Origin of the sequence: Streptomyces sp. S063, assembly GCF_002832675.1 — a bacterium.
Taxonomy (GTDB): Bacteria; Actinomycetota; Actinomycetes; order Streptomycetales; family Streptomycetaceae; genus Streptomyces; species Streptomyces sindenensis.
Window position 1 is genome coordinate 4,025,515 of record NZ_CP021707.1, and the last position, 15,582, is coordinate 4,041,096.

General features: G+C 68.5%; 21 protein-coding genes and 1 tRNA gene. 15 read left to right on the plus strand and 7 right to left on the minus strand.

Translation table 11 applies throughout. The features are described from left to right. Positions 1 to 149: 149 nt before the first annotated feature. From CCZ36_RS18500 to CCZ36_RS18515, 4 genes are all read right to left on the minus strand, one after another. The gene (locus CCZ36_RS18500) at positions 150 to 1,244 is read right to left on the minus strand and encodes a helix-turn-helix domain-containing protein (RefSeq protein WP_164873523.1); all 1,095 of its coding nucleotides are present in this window, start codon (positions 1,242 to 1,244) and stop codon (positions 150 to 152) included. Positions 1,245 to 1,284: 40 nt separating this feature from the next. After that, a complete protein-coding gene (locus CCZ36_RS34805; protein ID WP_164873524.1) occupies positions 1,285 to 1,965 on the minus strand; it encodes a hypothetical protein in 681 nt (226 codons plus the stop codon). A 545-nt stretch (positions 1,966 to 2,510) separates the two neighbouring features. After that, entirely contained in the window at positions 2,511 to 2,837 is a 327-nt protein-coding gene (locus CCZ36_RS18510) for a hypothetical protein (RefSeq protein ID WP_128818158.1), read from the minus strand. A 50-nt stretch (positions 2,838 to 2,887) separates the two neighbouring features. Next, a complete protein-coding gene (locus CCZ36_RS18515) occupies positions 2,888 to 3,358 on the minus strand; it encodes an NUDIX hydrolase (protein ID WP_164873525.1) in 471 nt (156 codons plus the stop codon). Between the two features lie 18 nt (positions 3,359 to 3,376). Between CCZ36_RS18515 and CCZ36_RS18520 the strand changes: the two genes are divergently transcribed. The 13 genes from CCZ36_RS18520 to CCZ36_RS18580 all read left to right on the plus strand — a co-directional run bounded on the left by CCZ36_RS18520 (position 3,377) and on the right by CCZ36_RS18580 (position 11,378). Further along, positions 3,377 to 4,156 carry a GntR family transcriptional regulator gene (locus CCZ36_RS18520; protein WP_128818159.1) on the plus strand — a complete coding sequence of 260 codons (780 nt, stop codon included), beginning with the start codon at positions 3,377 to 3,379 and terminating at the stop codon, positions 4,154 to 4,156. A 139-nt stretch (positions 4,157 to 4,295) separates the two neighbouring features. Further along, complete coding sequence (locus CCZ36_RS18525; RefSeq protein ID WP_030876223.1) at positions 4,296 to 4,649, plus strand: SCO3933 family regulatory protein; 354 nt, start codon at positions 4,296 to 4,298, stop codon at positions 4,647 to 4,649. Positions 4,650 to 4,651: 2 nt separating this feature from the next. Continuing rightward, positions 4,652 to 6,007: an FtsK/SpoIIIE domain-containing protein gene (locus tag CCZ36_RS18530; RefSeq protein ID WP_128818160.1), complete on the plus strand. Its 1,356-nt coding sequence runs from the start codon at positions 4,652 to 4,654 to the stop codon at positions 6,005 to 6,007. Between the two features lie 85 nt (positions 6,008 to 6,092). Then, complete coding sequence (locus tag CCZ36_RS18535) at positions 6,093 to 6,278, plus strand: hypothetical protein (RefSeq protein WP_030876218.1); 186 nt, start codon at positions 6,093 to 6,095, stop codon at positions 6,276 to 6,278. Further along, positions 6,278 to 6,961, plus strand: a complete 684-nt coding sequence (locus CCZ36_RS18540) for a DUF2637 domain-containing protein (protein WP_128818161.1) — start codon at positions 6,278 to 6,280, stop codon at positions 6,959 to 6,961. The genes CCZ36_RS18535 and CCZ36_RS18540 overlap by 1 nt, the downstream gene beginning before the upstream one ends. A 21-nt stretch (positions 6,962 to 6,982) precedes the next feature. After that, a complete protein-coding gene (locus CCZ36_RS18545) occupies positions 6,983 to 7,174 on the plus strand; it encodes a mobile element transfer protein (protein ID WP_030876212.1) in 192 nt (63 codons plus the stop codon). A gap of 11 nt (positions 7,175 to 7,185) precedes the next feature. Beyond that, positions 7,186 to 7,341 carry a hypothetical protein gene (locus CCZ36_RS18550; RefSeq protein WP_098899167.1) on the plus strand — a complete coding sequence of 52 codons (156 nt, stop codon included), beginning with the start codon at positions 7,186 to 7,188 and terminating at the stop codon, positions 7,339 to 7,341. Positions 7,342 to 7,364: 23 nt separating this feature from the next. Next, positions 7,365 to 7,685, plus strand: coding sequence for a SpdD-like protein (locus tag CCZ36_RS18555; RefSeq protein ID WP_128818162.1), 321 nt, complete (start codon positions 7,365 to 7,367; stop codon positions 7,683 to 7,685). Between the two features lie 89 nt (positions 7,686 to 7,774). Next, on the plus strand, positions 7,775 to 8,332 hold the full coding sequence (locus CCZ36_RS18560) for a GGDEF domain-containing protein (protein ID WP_128818163.1): 558 nt from the start codon (positions 7,775 to 7,777) through the stop codon (positions 8,330 to 8,332). A gap of 103 nt (positions 8,333 to 8,435) precedes the next feature. Further along, on the plus strand, positions 8,436 to 8,633 hold the full coding sequence (locus CCZ36_RS18565) for a hypothetical protein (RefSeq protein ID WP_128818164.1): 198 nt from the start codon (positions 8,436 to 8,438) through the stop codon (positions 8,631 to 8,633). Next, on the plus strand, positions 8,630 to 10,009 hold the full coding sequence (gene repSA / locus CCZ36_RS18570; RefSeq protein WP_128818165.1) for a replication initiator protein RepSA: 1,380 nt from the start codon (positions 8,630 to 8,632) through the stop codon (positions 10,007 to 10,009). The genes CCZ36_RS18565 and repSA overlap by 4 nt, the downstream gene beginning before the upstream one ends. Further along, positions 10,006 to 10,218 carry a helix-turn-helix domain-containing protein gene (locus CCZ36_RS18575; protein WP_030876196.1) on the plus strand — a complete coding sequence of 71 codons (213 nt, stop codon included), beginning with the start codon at positions 10,006 to 10,008 and terminating at the stop codon, positions 10,216 to 10,218. Before repSA ends, CCZ36_RS18575 begins: the two co-directional genes overlap by 4 nt. Then, positions 10,218 to 11,378 carry a tyrosine-type recombinase/integrase gene (locus tag CCZ36_RS18580; RefSeq protein ID WP_206515746.1) on the plus strand — a complete coding sequence of 387 codons (1,161 nt, stop codon included), beginning with the start codon at positions 10,218 to 10,220 and terminating at the stop codon, positions 11,376 to 11,378. Before CCZ36_RS18575 ends, CCZ36_RS18580 begins: the two co-directional genes overlap by 1 nt. A gap of 51 nt (positions 11,379 to 11,429) precedes the next feature. Here the strand turns inward: CCZ36_RS18580 and CCZ36_RS18585 are convergent. Further along, positions 11,430 to 11,503 (minus strand) — tRNA-Gly (locus CCZ36_RS18585). Positions 11,504 to 12,054: 551 nt separating this feature from the next. Here CCZ36_RS18585 and dcd point away from each other — a divergent pair. Both dcd and CCZ36_RS18595 read left to right on the plus strand, forming a co-directional pair. After that, the gene (dcd, locus tag CCZ36_RS18590) at positions 12,055 to 12,630 is read left to right on the plus strand and encodes a dCTP deaminase (protein ID WP_006126276.1); all 576 of its coding nucleotides are present in this window, start codon (positions 12,055 to 12,057) and stop codon (positions 12,628 to 12,630) included. A 6-nt stretch (positions 12,631 to 12,636) separates the two neighbouring features. Next, complete coding sequence (locus CCZ36_RS18595) at positions 12,637 to 13,137, plus strand: phosphoribosyltransferase (RefSeq protein ID WP_006126277.1); 501 nt, start codon at positions 12,637 to 12,639, stop codon at positions 13,135 to 13,137. Between the two features lie 71 nt (positions 13,138 to 13,208). On the opposite strand, the gene CCZ36_RS18600 is transcribed toward CCZ36_RS18595, so the two are convergent. Together CCZ36_RS18600 and CCZ36_RS18605 are read right to left on the minus strand one after the other, a co-directional pair. Beyond that, positions 13,209 to 14,159: a Yip1 family protein gene (locus CCZ36_RS18600; RefSeq protein ID WP_069737616.1), complete on the minus strand. Its 951-nt coding sequence runs from the start codon at positions 14,157 to 14,159 to the stop codon at positions 13,209 to 13,211. 118 nt (positions 14,160 to 14,277) lie between these two features. After that, entirely contained in the window at positions 14,278 to 15,417 is a 1,140-nt protein-coding gene (locus CCZ36_RS18605) for an FG-GAP repeat domain-containing protein (RefSeq protein ID WP_128818166.1), read from the minus strand. Positions 15,418 to 15,582: the final 165 nt, after the last annotated feature.

Sequence of the window (15,582 nt, forward strand, 5' to 3'; positions counted from 1 at the left end):
CGGGCGGGCGCTCTGAGCTTGGGAATCACTGGTGATTCAGCCTCGGGCCGGTGATTTGGGTTAATGGAGGCCGTCCCCCCTCCCCCACCGGGCAGCCCGGCGATGGCCCTTGTCTGACCGCTGCGCACCCCACGACGTGACACGGTTCCTCACTGAACGAGGGAAAGTCGTGGCCTTTCAGTCTCAAGATACCCCGAGTCGCGCTTTTCTCCGCTTCGGATGGTGAAAACTAGGCCGAATACCCAACTGCTCAACTCTTCGGCGTTTACATGCAGCTCTTGGGCCAGATCGCGAAGATTAGTATTCTTGGCCTGAGTTAGTCTGAAAACTTTTTCGAGGAGTTGAGATTTTTCCCTAGCGGGAAGCCCGTTTGGCTCGCCCGTGCGGAACCCCCGCTTTCCGAGGTCGATGCAAGTTCGCCTGTAATGCCAGTCCGACAACATTTCGAGTTCGTGCAACCTGTAGGTCAACGCCATGGCGGAGACCATCCAGATGCTCTTTGCCTTCACGATTTGTGAGACCATCGGTGTCTTTGGCATCCTTGCCACGATGCTCGATTTAGGCATAAGGAATGCGCTGGCGAAGGCGTTCGCATCCCTCTCGGCTTGTGGGCCTACCAGGGAGTGCTCCTCCCCATGTAGGACCAAGTGCGCCAGCTCATGAGCGGCATCGAACCTGCCGCGCTCCGGGGTCTTTAGAGTGTTGAGAAATACGAAAGGGGTGCCATCTCGCCACATCGAGAAGGCGTCCACGTCCTTGTATTCCGGTGGCAAAGAAAAGACTCGGACGCCATGGGCTTCTAGTAGGTGGATCATGTTTGAAATAGGGGCACTGTCGAGCCCCCATCGCGCGCGCAAGACCTCGGACGCGGTTTCCGGATCGAATTGCCCCAAGCTGGGAAGCTTATTCTCTGGCAGCTTGTATCGCTGCTCTATCCAGTTATTAAGTTCTAGGGCTAGCCGACTTGCGGCGAGCGCTCCGTCCCTAGGTCCGGCGCTTAGCTTGCTTCGCGCCCGAAAGGAGACATTTTCGGGCGGGATGAAATCAATTTCTGGCGCCCGGAAGAATGATTCCGGGAACCTCAATGCCGACGACAGGCGGGACAGAGTCTCGTTAGTGGGCTCTGTCCGCCCTCGCTCATAGTTTGAAAGACTTTGGACGCTTACATCTGCCAGGTCGCCAAGCTCCGCAAGCGTGAGCCCTCTCCTCTTTCGGGCGACCGCGATGCGCGAGGATGAGATCATGTTGCCCTCGCCATCCTTGTAAGTGGTCGTTTGTCCTATTTCACCATTCCTCGACTGGCACGTCGAAGTCGGTGGCACCGTCAGCGTAGTCGAACACCTTTTTGAATCGGATGGTGGGCAGAAGGATCCTCTGCTTCCAGTCGTCGATCTTGCCGCGCGGGCCAATGCTACTGGGCAGGGAGAGTTCGCTTCGGACCTCAACGGTGCCGCGCTCGCGCGCCTCGTAGCGGTAGGTGAGGAGGTACCAGGTTGCCAAACGGGCGTACTCATCGTCATTGAGCCGGACCTCGCCTCGCCTCGGGGGCTCCGGCGGGAGCGGGAAGAGCGCAAGGTCCTGGTTTCGGGCCACGAGCGCTTCCTTGGCTACTCCCGCCGGCCGGTGGCTACGGGGCTGCGGGTTGCCGGGAAGGCCGGTGCGAGCGTCACCCAACAGGACCCCGATCGCGACCGTCTTGTCCGGGTTCACGGACAGAGGTGACTGTTGCGGATCGTGCCGAAGCCAGCCTTCCTCGGTCCGAAGGGTTTCCCGCAGTGTCCTTACGCGGGCGAGGTAGTCAAGCGTCCCTGGCGCGTTGTTGGCGTCATCCTGGGTTGCTCCGTCTCGAGCGTCCTCCCCAAGACGAACGGTGCGGTCGAAGTACTCAGCTCTAAGGCCTAGTTCGGCGAGCTGCTGGACGTGATTACCCTGCTCGTCATGCCTGAACGGGACGACCTGGGACACGTACGCCTCCTGCGCGGCTTATAAGAAGGGCTCCTCAAGTGAGGGGCCGTTTTTATAAGAGTAGCGTCCGGCGCTGACAACCAGGCTTGGAAACACCGCTGTTGCTGCGCGGCGTGTCGTGAGCGCACGCCACCAGCCCAACCGGCAGCTCACCCCCAGCTCCCATCCCGTCCGCCTTCGACCCACACACCGTGGAGCGGGCGTGGTGCAGGGCGTCAAGGTGGAGCGCGCCACTGTACGAACGACCTTGACGCCCTGGGCCACGACTGCTCGGCTCTGCCTGGGTCGAAGGTGGTCGGGATGGGAGCCCCCACCACGCTCACCACGAATCCGCCGGCACCCGCAAACGGCGCCCCTCCCATCCCGGAGTCTGAGCGCCCCCGCCGGAGGCATGTCCTTGAGCCGCGGAGGTCTTCCTCGCTTCCGCCCGCCGCACGTAGCGCGCCGCCGGGCGCGGCCAGCCGGGGCGAAGACAGAGGCAGGCCGCGCCGCTGAGGCGGCGCGCGCCCGCGCCGTGCGCGGGTCTTGATGAAGTAGAGAAACTCTTACCGCACGGTGTCTTGCTCGGCGTCGTCGCGTTCGGCGCGGAACTCGTCCAAGAGGCTGAAGAACATGTCCAGGGGCGGGGTGCCAGCTGTTTCAGCTGCCCGCCTGATCTCGACCTCCCAGCCGAGGCTCGAGTGCTGCATGCCAAGGCGCGGCCAGAGCCACTCGCTGAACGGCCCGAGCTGATCGAAGTCTGTCACCGCCGGAACCCCGTGGATCTTGCAGGCGACGCTGTACCCGTACAGGATCGAAGAGAGGTCCAAGATCGAGCGGTTTCGCAAGTACATGCCTGGCCATAGGCGCACGTCGTCAAGGAAGTCGTGCACCGTGTCCAGCTCATGTAGTGGCCTGGGTCTGGGGAGTTCACTCTTCCCGGTCATGCCCACTCGCCCTGGATGTGTCGGCCGTCGTGGCTCCTGACGTGAGGACCTGCTCCGTCCAACGCGTCGAGCAGGCGGACCGCGTAGACCTCGGCCATTCGCTCGCGGACCTCTTCGGGCGTTAGCCAGTCAACTGCCGTCGACTCTGCAGATGTTCGCTCCAGGCCACCTGATGGCTTGCACCGGAACACCAGGGCGACGATGCCGCGCGTTGTGTTCTTGTAGACGCCCGTGAGCTCGTCGACCTCGACGTGAATGCCGGTCTCTTCCCAGACCTCGCGGCTGACGCCCTGCTCCGGGGACTCCTCCAGCTCCAGCACTCCGCCCGGCAGCTCCCATGTCCCGTTGTCCGCGCGGCGAATCGCCAGGAGTCGGCCGTCCTCGCGCACGACAGCCCCCGCCACGGACACACTGTGCTTCGGCGTTGACGGGGCTTCTTGGGCGCTGTTACTCATGTACAGGAGCATAGGAGAGTGAGTAGGTCGATGGGAACAGCAGTAGGAGGTGGCAGGGCCGTACCTCGGTACGTTCAGATCGCCGACGAGATCGTTCAGCAGATCCGGGCAGGTGTCCTCAAGCCTGGTGACATGGTGCCGAGTGAGTCCGAGTTGGTCGACCGCTACGGCGTATCCGGCGGCACGATCCGCAAGGCCATGGTGGAGGTCCGCGCGAGTGGCCTGGTCGAGACCCGGCACGGCAAGGGGTCCTTGGTAAAGGCTCGGCCTCCGGTACGTCATCGGTCTTCGGACCGGTTCCGGCGCTCGCACCGCAAGGGTGGCAAGGCCGCCTACCTCGCGGAGTCGGAGCAGGCCGGGGCGACTGCCAAGGTAAGCGTGCTGTTCATCGGCCCGGCCGACGCGCCCGACGACGTCGCGGAACGCCTTAGCGTGGATCCTGGAGCCAAGGTGCTGGCCCGTCGCCGCCTCTACTTCCGCAACGGCACGCCGGTCGAGACTGCTACGTCCTACCTGCCGTGGGACGTCGTGAAGGACATCCCGGAACTGTTCTCTGAGAACCCAGGCCCCGGTGGGATCTACGCCCGACTTGAAGACGACGGCCATGTCTTCGCAGAGTTTGTCGAGACTCTCCAGGCGCGGCCGGCCTCGAAGGCGGAGTCCTCCGAACTCGCTTTGAGCCCCGGATCCCCGGTCGTTCACCTCATCCGAGATGCCGTGACCGAAGAGGGCCGCGTGGTCGAGGTCTGCGACACCCTCATGGCCGCTGACCAGTTCGTCTTCAGCTACAGGATCCCCGCCACCGACTGACGCGCACTCAACTCACCTCAGCCCGCTGCGATTTCTTCTTCGCAGCGGGTTGACTCATGTACAGGAGTGCTGCACTCTTCTTCATGTCACTCATGTACATGAGTGACAGAGTTGGGCACCTACAGAGGAGTGATCTGCTGTGCGTCAGATTCCCGTCGACACCACGAACGCGACCGTGATGGTCGCCAAGGCCCCGCAGCCGAAGGTCAAGGACCGCCGTACCGGTGAGATCGCGCTGGACAAGGACGGCGTGACGCTGATGACGGTGGAGGTCATGTTCTCCACGCCGGACGAGGTGGAGATCCTCAAGCTCACCGTCCCCCAGCCGGGCGTCTCCGAGGACCTGGCCATGGGCACCCCGGTCGCGCTGACGGGGCTGGTCGCCTCGGCGTGGGAGAACGAGTTCAACGGGCAGAAGCGGCACGGGATCGCGTTCCGCGCGGTCGCGGTCACCTCGCTCGCCAACGCGGCTTCGGCCTCGAAGGCGGCCTGATCATGACCGGCTTCACGGTCGCCCTGGTGCTGGTTGTCGCTGCCGCAGTGATCCTGCGGTGGCGGCGCCCCGCCTCGTACTGGCTGGCCTTCGGCGCGGTCCTCGCCGCTGTGCGGGTTCTGGTCCGCTACGTCTCCGTGATGGACGCGTGCGGACTGACCGTCCCGCCCTCCCGCTGGCGCCTGGCCTTAGCCCGGATGACCAACCGGCCCGTGCCGGAGTCCCGCGCCCCGCGCATCCTGCGCGTCCACCCCACCCGCACCGGCCTGGTGCTCCGCCTCAAGCTCCGCCCCGGTCAGGACGCCTTCGACGTCTCCGCCGCCTCGGACCGGCTGCGGCACTCGTTCGGCATGTACGGCGTGACCTCCCGCGAACTGCGCTCAGGCGTCGTCGAAGTACGCATGACCGGCTACGACGTCCTCAAGCGGGTACAGATGCCCGCGAAGATCGACCCGGCACCGATGCGGGTCCCGGTCGCCCTACGCGAGGACGGTGCAGTCCACTACCGCGACTACCGTGCCGTGCCGCACGGGCTCACCCTCGGTGCCACCGAGTCGGGGAAGTCCGTCTATCAGCGCAACCTGGTGGCCGGCCTCGCGCCGATGGACGTCGCGCTGGTCGGGATCGACTGCAAGCAGGGGGTCGAGCTCTTTCCGCTGGCTCGCCGGTTCTCCGCGCTCGCCGACAACCCTGACACCGCCTTGGACCTCCTCGATGCGCTCGTCTTGCACATGGAGGACGTCTACCAACTGATCCGGGCTGAACAGCGGATCACGGTGAACGTGCCGGACGCGGCAATAGCCGCTGACATCTGGGACCTGCCCGAACACCTGCGCCCGGTGCCGGTCGTGGTCCTGGTGGACGAGGTCGCCGAACTGGCCCTGTTCGCGTCCAAGGACGAAGAGAAGCGGCGGGACCGGATCATCACCGCGCTGGTCCGCCTCGCCCAGCTCGGCCGTGCTGCCGGGATCTACCTGGAGATCTGCGGACAGCGCTTCGGCTCCGAACTCGGCAAGGGCATCACCATGCTCCGCGCCCAGCTCACCGGCCGCACCGCACACCGCGTGAATGACGAGTCCTCCGCCAACATGGCCTTCGGCGATATCGCCCCGGACGCTGTCCTGGCCGCTATCCAGATCCCCACCGAGACACCCGGCATCGCCGTCACCGGCGACTCCTCCGGCGGCTGGGCCCGCATCCGCGCCCCGCACACCTCGCTCCGTACGGCCGTGAACGTCTGCAACCGGTACGCCGACCGCACCCCGGACCTGCCCGTCCTCGCGGCTTTCCGGCCCGTCGTGGGTGCCCTGGCCCCGGCCTCCGAGCCGCTCGCCAAGCCTGCCTCCGTCACAGCCTGACGTCTCCCCGCACCGCCGGTTGGCGCGACCGCATCGCGCCAGGTCCCTACCCGCTCCATGCCTCAAGGAAGGGAGAGCGAATCCCATGTGTGAGCACATCGAGGACTTCCACCGCACCGTGCTGATGCTCGGCGCCCTGGCCCTGTACGCCGAGATCCCCGGCGCCGATGACGACTTCATCGACACCATCGGCCCGTCCCTGGCCGTATCGCTTCCGGAGCCGCCGCCGGGCATGTTCCCGCCCGGATACGACCCCATCGGCGGCGTCTGATGGCCCGCCCCGCCTTCCGCGTGGACGCCGTCCTGGTCCAGGCCGTCATCGCAGGTGCCCTGTCCTTCGCCCACCTCCACGACCTCGCAGCCGCCGCCGGACAGGACGGCTGGAAAGCCTGGGCCTACCCCATCTCGGTGGACCTGCTCCTGGTCGCCGCCTGGCGACGCCTGCGCAGTGAGGGCCCGTCCCGGCTGGCCTGGTGCTGGTTCCTGATCGCGCTGTTCGCCTCGCTCGGCGCGAACGTCGCGACCGCCGGATTCCTCGACCTCGCCCACCCGCCGGCCTGGCTGCGGTTCGGCATCGCGGGATGGCCCGCCCTCGCCTTCCTCGGCGGCACCCTCCTCGCCCACTCCCACACCACCGAGGAGCCGGAGCCCGAGCCGGTTCCGCCGGCACCCGCAGCCCCGGAGCCCACTCCGGAAGTCGAGCGAGAGACCGCCCCCGCTCTGCGACCGGAGCCTGAGCCCATCGCCGCGGCTGCCGAGGACGTCCCGGCACTCGCTCCCGCTCCCGTCGCTCCGGCTGGTCCGTCGGTCCCGGCCGCGCTGGTCGACCACGCCCGCAAGCTCGCCGACGACCACCACGCCCGCACCGGTGCCCGGATCGACACCGACACCCTGCGCGCCCGCCTCGGCGTCCCGCCCCAGCTCGCCGAGACCATCGCCGCCCAACTCGCCTGACCAGAAGGGAGAACCTCCGCCATGCCCGCTCGTGACCACTTCCACTCCGTGATGCGGATCGGCCCCGTGCAGATCGGCACCCACCGCGACCGCCACGGCCACACCAAACACGCCGCCGTCTGCAGCGCCGACCGCTGCGGCTGGTCCGCCGACTACTCCAGCCAAAGCGCCGCCCAGCTCGCCGCCCGCACCCACCGCTGCACCGCCCGATAGGAGACCCACCCGTGGATGTCCCGCTCTGGCTCGCCCTGATCGTCGTCGGCGCTCTCGGCATCAAGCTCATCCGCCCGCCGCTGTGGCTCGTCGCCGTCCTGCTCTTGGGCGGCTACCTCCTCGCGGACAGCTTCCTCGCCCCCGCCATCGACACCGTCACCAAGTAACCGTCCGCGAAGGGAGATCCACCATGTTCAAGCCCGAGGTCCCCACCATGCCCCAGCCCACCGGCCTCATCACCCCGCCGGCCCTCATCGAGCCGACCACCGTGCTCCAGCACACCCCGCAGAGCCCCACCCCGCTGGCTACCCAGCCCCCTACGACTCGGCCGACCGTCCAGCTAACGCCCGGCTCCGTCCTCGCCCTCGTGGGTGGTGGGGCGGCTGTCGTCCTGGTCGTCGGCGCGGTCCTGGTCTCGATGCTCCTCGCGGTCGCCATCACCGGCGCATCCGTCGCCATCTGCGCCCTGGTCATCCGCTCGCTCATCGCCTCCGACAACCAGCACCGCTGACCGGCCTCCGGGCGGTGCCACAAGCCGCCAAGCATCGCCACTGCCCGGACGGCCCACGCACTCCCTTCCAACCGCATCGAAGGAGAACCGTGGACACGCAAGCGCTCGCCCTCGCCTTACCGCTCATCGGCTGGGCCTCGCACACCGCCCTGCTCACCCACCGGCTCGCCACCGCCCGCCGGGACCCCCTCACCGGCCTGCGCACCCGCGCCGGATGGACCGCCCTCGCCGAGCGCATCATCCGCCGGCACCGGGACGCCGTCGTCCTGCTGCTCGACCTCGACGACTTCAAGAACCTCAACGATTCCCACGGCCACGCCGCCGGGGACTTCGCCCTGGTCGTCACCGCTGAACGCCTCGCCGCCTGGTGCGGCCGCAACGGCATCGCCGGACGCCTCGGCGGAGACGAATTGGTCGCCATCGCCCGCCAGGCCCCCGACCTGGACCTAGAGAGCCTCCACCGCGCCCTGAACCAACCCGTGGCCTACGCCGGGCGTCGGCTCCCGGTCTCCGTATCGGTCGGCTCCTGCCACGTGAAAGACCTGCCGGTCCGCAGCCTCTCCGACGCGCTCGCCACCGCCGACAGCGCGATGTACGCGGCCAAGGGAACGTCAGGCCGACGCGGCCCCCGCACGCTCAACCGCTGATCTCAGCACTCTGACCGGCCTCCGGACGGCGCACAAGCCGCCAAGCATCGCCGCCGCCCGGACGGTCCGGCCCCTTCCAACCGCAATCGAAAGGACCACCATCATGGCCCAGCACACCCTTGTCCCGACGCGCATCTGCCCGGACTGCGACGGCTTCCCCGCCGTCGCCATCGACACCGGCACCCTGCTCGACGACGGCACCCGCGCCACCCTCACCGTCACCTGCCGCCCCTGCCACGGCACCGGCACCACCCGCACCACCGCGGCCCCGGCTCCGGTCGTCCAGCGGGAGCACGCGTGACGGACACGATCCTCACGGGCCTGGACCCGGCCACCCTCGGCGACCTGCTGCGGGTGGCCGGGTCCACCGGCTACGACCGCTGGCAGGACCAGATCCGCCGCACCGGCGGCTGCTCCAACCCCATCCACCTCTCCGGCTGGACCCTTACCAAGGACCGCACCACCGGCCAGACCCTGCACCGCTACTCCACCGACACCGAGCCCGGCGGACGGCTCCGCGTCGCCTGCGGCAACCGCCGTGCCTCCCGCTGCCCGGCCTGCGCCTGGATCTACTCCGCCGACACCTACCATCTGATCCGCGCTGGACTCGCGGGCGACCAGGACAAGGGCGTCCCCGCCACCGTTCGCGACCATCCCCGCGTCTTCGCCACGCTCACCGCCCCGTCGTTCGGCCCGGTCCACAACCGCCCCGACACCGGCCGCTGCCGCTGCGGCACTACCCACCGCCCCGACGACGACACCCTCGGCACCCCGCTCGACCCCGACACGTACGACTACGCGGGAGCGGTCCTCTTCAACAACCACGCCGGGAACCTGTGGCAGCGCTTCACCAACCGCCTCCGCCGCGAGATCGCCGCCCGCGCCGGCCTCACCCAACGCGAACTCAAAGAAACCGCACGCGTCTCCTATGGCAAGGTCGCCGAGTTCCAGAAGCGCGGCGCCGTCCACTTCCACGCCGTCATACGCCTCGACGGCCCGGACGGACCCGACAGCCCGCCACCCTCCTGGGCCTCCGTGCAGCTGCTCGACGACTCCATCCGCGCCGCCGCCGCGCATGCCTACACGACCATCACCGTCCCGGCCGCCGCCGGCCAACCCACCCGCCCACTGCGCTGGGGAACCCAGCTCGACATCCGCCCCATCCGCGCCTTCGACGCCGGGACCGATATCACCGAACAGGCCGTCGCCTCCTACGTCGCCAAGTACGCCACCAAGGCCGCCGAGACGACCGGCACCATCGACCGCCGCGTCGGCAACCGCGAGGCCCTGGTCCTCCTCGACGTACCCGACCACCCGCGCCGCCTCATCGAAGCCTGCTTCGACCTCGACCCGCTCTACCCCGACCGGCGGCTGCGGGCTTGGGCTCACATGCTCGGCTTCCGCGGCCACTTCTCCTCCAAGTCCCGCCGCTACTCCACCACCCTCGGCGCACTCCGCCAGGTCCGCGCCGACTACCGCGCCGCCCAGCAGCGCGAAGAACTCGGCCTCCCCGACCCGGCCCAAGACCCGACCGTCCTCGTCCTCACGGACTGGCAGTACGCCGGACATGGCCACAGCCCCGGCGAATCCGTCCTCGCCGCCTCGATCGCCAGAGACCTGCAACTCAACCGAGAAACCGCCCGCGAAGCCCTCGCCTTGGAAGGAGACCGGTCGTGACTGACCCCCTGCTCACCGTCGACCAAGCCGCCGAACGCCTCGGCACAACCGCACGCTTCCCGCGCCGCCTCATCGCCGAACGCCGGATCGCGTTCGTCAAGGTCGGCAGCCACGTGCGCATCAAGGCGAGCGTCCTGGAGGCGTACATCGAGGGGAACACCGTCGAGCCGATCCGCCGTCGCCGCTCCCGCTACGGAAGGGCTGCCTGATGGGGAACGCCAAGGGAAGCCGCCGGCGCTTCGGTGCCGTCCGTCAGTACAGGTCCGGCCGCTGGACCGCGAGCTACCTGGGCCCGGACGGACAGGACTTCCGAGCACCCGAGACCTTCGACACCAAGAAGGACGCCGAAGTCTGGCTCTCCCAGATCGAGGCAGACCTCACGCGCGGCAACTGGCAGGACCCGGACGCCGGGGCGGTGAACTTCAAGGACTACGCCCTCCAGTGGGTGGACGAGCGCGGTCTCTCCGCCACCACCGATGAGCTGTACCGGCGTCTCCTGCGGCTCCACCTCCTGCCCACCTTCGAGGGCCTGGACGTCGACGAGATCACCGCACCCCGTGTCCGTACCTGGCGAACCGAGCGGCTGTCGTCCACTGGAGCAGCCACGACCGTGGCCAAGGCCTACCGGCTGCTCAAGGCCATCATGGAAACCGCGGTCGATGACGAGCTGATCCGCCGCAACCCCTGCCGCATCCGGGGCGCCGGTAAGGAGTCGTCCGCCGAACGTCAGATCGCCACCGTCGCCCAGGTCGACGCGCTCGCGGATGCTCTCGGGCCCCGCTGGCGGCTGATGGTCTACCTCGGCGCATACGGTCCGATGCGCCCGGAGGAACAAGCCGAGCTCCGGCGTAAGGACGTCGACCTGGACGAGATGACCATCCGGGTCCGCATGGCGGCTCCCGAGTTGACCACCGGTCGCCGCGCTCCGGGCGACACCAAGTCGGACGCGGGCAAGCGGGTCGTGGTCCTGCCGGCCTTTCTGCGGACCGACCTTCGGCGACACCTCGACTGGTACGCCGAGAAGGGCCCGGACGGACTGCTGTTCGTGGGGGAGAAGGGCAAACCGTTTCGGCGTTCCACCTTCGGGCGGAAGTGGCGCCGGGCCCGTGTGCTCATCGGCATGCCGGACGGCTTCCGCTTCTACGATCTTCGTCACACCGGTCACACCCTGGCCACCCGATCCGGGGCCACCCTCAAGGACACGATGGTCCGCGCCGGCCAGTCGTCGGAGAAGGCGGCGCTGATCTATCAGCACTCGGATCTCGAGCGACAACAGGAAGTCGCGAGCGGGCTGGATGACCTCGTGCGCACCGCCCGCAAGAAGGCTGATCAGAGGCCTTCTGGTGCGGATCTGGTGCGGGACCCCTGAAATGGTCCAGACAACAAAGAAGCCCCCGGCCGCTGGCCTGGGGCTCTTTCATGGAGCGGGTGACGAGAATCGAACTCGCGCTCTGAGCTTGGGAAGCTCATGTTCTACCATTAAACTACACCCGCGAAGCATGCCGATCACCGGCTCTGCATCGTTCCATACTGTACCCCATGCCAGGCCCCCGGCGGATGCGCCGAGGGGCCTTCCTGTCATTTGTCGGGGGAGGAGCGATGTGTGTACGGGGGTGTGATGGGCGGGAGTTGGGGGCGTAGCGTGGGTGGTCGGAGTGCCGCGTGGAGTGGCGTCCCGTTCATCCCCTAATGTGGCGTTCTCGTCCAGATGTGGTTGGGGAAGGGACTTGATGGAGTCGATGGAGCGCACCGTCGTCCGCTGTGCCGAAGGGCACGTTTTCGCTACCTCGTCGTTTCCGATGCAGCAGCTCGGGGCCGACAGGATCGGGCCGGGGCGGTTGATCCGGTGTCCCCGGTGCGCCCGGTTGCGGCAGGCCGTTCCCGTGGCGTTCGAGAAGCGGTAGCGGCAGGGATGTCGGTCGTCGTGACGAACAGTCGTCGGCGGTAGCGGAGTGGTAGTCGAGCAGTAGTCGCAGAGACATGGAGCAGGGGCGCGCGGGTGGTCCGGTTGGGGCGGGCTCGCGCGTTCTGCGTATCCTCGGGGCGTGCTTCTCTCAGACAAGGACATCCGGGCCGAGATCGACGCCGGGCGAGTCCGTATCGATCCGTACGACCCTTCGATGGTGCAGCCGTCGAGCATCGACGTGCGGCTGGACCGCTACTTCCGGGTGTTCGAGAACCACCGGTACCCCCACATCGATCCGGCCGTGGAACAGTCCGATCTGACGCGGACCGTCGAGCCCGAGGGCGATGAGGCGTTCATCCTCCACCCCGGAGAGTTCGTGCTGGCGTCCACGTACGAGGTCATCTCGCTCCCCGACGACCTGGCCTCGCGGCTGGAGGGCAAGAGCTCCCTCGGCCGGCTCGGTCTGGTGACGCATTCGACGGCCGGGTTCATCGACCCCGGGTTCTCCGGGCACGTGACCCTGGAGCTGTCGAACCTCGCCACGCTGCCGATAAAGCTGTGGCCGGGGATGAAGATCGGGCAGCTGTGTCTGTTCCGGTTGACCTCGTCCGCCGAGTTTCCTTACGGGTCCGAGCGGTACGGGTCGCGCTACCAGGGGCAGCGGGGGCCGACGGCTTCGCGGTCCTTCCAGAACTTCCATCGGACCCAGGTGTGATCGACCATGGCTGCTGACGTGCGGGAAAACCTTACCTACGAGGGCTTCGGGCGGGCGGTGCGCGAGCTCGCCCAGGCCGTTGCCGATGACGGGTACGAGCCCGATGTGGTGCTGAGCATCGCTCGCGGTGGGGTCTTCGTCGCCGGTGGGCTCGCCTACGCCCTCGACTGCAAGAACATCCACCTCGTCAACGTGGAGTTCTACACCGGGGTCGGCACCACCCTGGAAATGCCCGTCATGCTGGCGCCCGTCCCCAACGCGATCGACTTCTCCGACAAGAAGGTTCTGATCGCTGATGACGTCGCCGACACGGGCAAGACGCTCAAGCTCGTCCATGACTTCTGTGTCGACCATGTCGCCGAGGTTCGCAGCGCCGTCATCTACGAGAAGTCCCACTCCCTCGTGAAGTGCGAGTACGTGTGGAAGAAGACCGACCAGTGGATCAACTTCCCCTGGTCGGTCGAGAAGCCCGTCGTTCGGCGGGACGGGCAGGTTCTCGACGCGTAGGGCCCGTCAGGACCTGTGCGGAAGGCCCCGGAACGCGGAAGCGTCCTGGGGCCTTCCTGCGCGCCACTCGCTCAGATCGTGCCCAGCTTGATGATCGACAGCAGCGCGATCAGCTGGATCGCCGACGCTCCCAGCGCCTTCGGCCACGGCAGGTCGTGCGACTTGCTCACCATCGACGTGAACAGTGCGCCCGCCGCCAGCCAGGTCAGCCAGCCCACGATCTGGACCAGGGAGTTCTCGCCGCCGAGGAAGAGGGCGAAGAGCAGGCGCGGGGCGTCCGTCATCGACATGATCAGCATCGACAGGCCCACCGTCGGCTGCCACGAGCCCGTGCCGCCGAGCTGGCGGGCCAGGGTGTGGGTCACCGCGCCGAGGACCAGGCCGCCGATGACGAAGCCGACGCCGGTGAACAGGACGTACGGGATGGCCGTCGAGATCGTCGCGTTGATCGCTTCTTCGCGCGCCTGGTCGAAGCCGAAGAGCGCCAGCAGACCGTAGAGGAACGTGACGATCAGCGCCGGGCCCCAGACCGGGTAGTCCCGCATCTGCCAGAACGTCGGCCCCGGGCGCATCACGATGCCGCTCAGCAGCTCCTTCCAGCGCAGCCGCGGGCCCGCCGGCTGGGCGGGGGCGGCACCGGCACGGTAGGTGTTGCCGTCGCCGTACGGGTCCTCGTCGACGCGGAACGCCTGCGTGTGGCCCGGGTTGTTCGCGTACGGGTCGTGGGGCGCGGGGGCTGTGTACGGGTCGCCGAAGTACTCCGGCTCGCCCTGGCCGCCACCCCCGTGACCGGGATGGCCGCCGTGGCCCTGCGGGGCGTAGCCGCCCGCGTTGTACGGGGCGCCCTGCGGCGGGCCGTACGGCGGTGGCGCCGCGCCGTTGCCCGGGCCTCCTGCCGTCGGCCACGGCTGAGCACCGTACGGCGGCTGTGGTGCCTGCCCTCCGTACGGCTGCTGCCGCTGCTGCTGCGGTTGTTGCGGGGTGCGGTTGTCCCGGCCGCGTCCGATCCTGAATCCAGCCACCCGTCGAACGTACCTGGTCCCCGGGGGCGGGGAGCGGGGGCCGGGGCAACCGGGGGGCCATTGCGGCCGAGCTGTGACATCCCCTAGGGGCCGCACCCCGGGCCCCCGGAGGGGGAGTTCAGGGGAGGAACAACGTTGTGGAGAAGGTGACGACGGGCTCGTCCGTGGTACCCGCCGGGTAGAGCGCGATCAGGTCCTGGCGCTCGCCCCGGTACGTCCGCACCACCGTGTCCGGCCTCTCGTCGCCGTCGTAGTCGCCGTGGTTCAGGAGCGTCGTGCGGGTGGTGCCCGACGTCTTCAGCGGTGCGGTGGGGAGGTCCTCCGCGACGAACGCGTACGCGCTGCCCGGGCCCGCCGGGCCCTTCGCGGAGCCGAGGAGGAGGGTGCCCTTGCCCGCCTGTCCGGGGGCGTGCGGGCGGGCGGCGGCGACGAGGTCGTCGTAACCGTCCTTGTTGGTGTCGGTCCGGGGCTCGGGGGCGTAGAGGTACGGGCCGCCGTCGGGCAGCAGTTCCGCGCTGCGCGGGGCTCCGGCGCGGGTGAAGGGGCCGTGCAGGAAGGTGACCTGGCCGGCGCTGGCGGTGACCGCGAGGTCGGCCCTGCCGTCGCCGTCGAAGTCGCCGCAGACCGGCTGCTCGGGCCACTCGTTGCCGAACCGGGCCTGCTGCGGGATGCGTACGGTGACCGCCTTGCCCGTCAGGCCCTGCGGGGAGCCGAAGAGGATCTGGAGCGGTACGGGCGGGGCGCCGATGCCGTTGTACGGCGGGTCGGTCGAGACGATCAGGTCGGTGAAGCCGTCCCTGTCCAGGTCGCAGGCGGCCTCGGAGTCGAACGCGGCGGGCAGGGTGTCGCCGGACTTCGCCGCGTTCGCCCGGGCGCTCAGCAGTTGCCGGGTGGCCGGGTCCAGGGGGCGGTCGCGGTCCTCGGAGCCGTACACGATGCCGATGCCCGCGTCGTCGCCGTGGCTGTTCTCGGGGGCCTTCACCAGGTCGTCGATGACCAGGTCGCGGTGGCCGTCGCCGTTGAAGTCGTACGGGACACGGCTGCCGGTGCCGCGGGGGACGGGGGCGCTCGCCGTCTCCGCCCGGGTCCGTGCCTGCGCCGGGGGCGGGGTGTCGCCGTTCTTGCCGTCGGAGGCGGAGGACGGGCCCGTACAGGCTGTGAGCGCCAGCAGCAGGGCCGTGCAGCCCACGGCCAGGGAGGCCGTCACCCTGCGGGTGACCGCTGCCTGCGGGTGCTCGGTGCGGGTGCGTGGGCGCACGGTGGCCTCGTTCGGTGTTCGGGCTGCCTAGGCCGCCCCGTCGGTGCCGGGGCGGTGTTCCGGGGGCCCTGGTGGGCTTCTCCGGGGCACATGATGCTCCAGTCGCGTCGTCGCGTACATGTCCGAGTTCACAGTTCCTCTGCGGCGGTCGTCACGTCGCCCCGG

Coding starts and splice junctions, on each gene's coding strand:
- CCZ36_RS18565 (WP_128818164.1), top strand. CDS start 8,436: ATGGCCCAGCACACCCTTGTCCCGACGCGCATCTGCCCGGACTGCGAC.
- CCZ36_RS18555 (WP_128818162.1), top strand. CDS start 7,365: ATGTTCAAGCCCGAGGTCCCCACCATGCCCCAGCCCACCGGCCTCATC.
- CCZ36_RS18530 (WP_128818160.1), top strand. CDS start 4,652: ATGACCGGCTTCACGGTCGCCCTGGTGCTGGTTGTCGCTGCCGCAGTG.
- CCZ36_RS18520 (WP_128818159.1), top strand. CDS start 3,377: ATGGGAACAGCAGTAGGAGGTGGCAGGGCCGTACCTCGGTACGTTCAG.
- CCZ36_RS18515 (WP_164873525.1), bottom strand. CDS start 3,358: ATGCTCCTGTACATGAGTAACAGCGCCCAAGAAGCCCCGTCAACGCCG.
- CCZ36_RS18535 (WP_030876218.1), top strand. CDS start 6,093: ATGTGTGAGCACATCGAGGACTTCCACCGCACCGTGCTGATGCTCGGC.
- CCZ36_RS18545 (WP_030876212.1), top strand. CDS start 6,983: ATGCCCGCTCGTGACCACTTCCACTCCGTGATGCGGATCGGCCCCGTG.
- CCZ36_RS18580 (WP_206515746.1), top strand. CDS start 10,218: ATGGGGAACGCCAAGGGAAGCCGCCGGCGCTTCGGTGCCGTCCGTCAG.
- CCZ36_RS18500 (WP_164873523.1), bottom strand. CDS start 1,244: ATGATCTCATCCTCGCGCATCGCGGTCGCCCGAAAGAGGAGAGGGCTC.
- CCZ36_RS18540 (WP_128818161.1), top strand. CDS start 6,278: ATGGCCCGCCCCGCCTTCCGCGTGGACGCCGTCCTGGTCCAGGCCGTC.
- CCZ36_RS18595 (WP_006126277.1), top strand. CDS start 12,637: ATGGCTGCTGACGTGCGGGAAAACCTTACCTACGAGGGCTTCGGGCGG.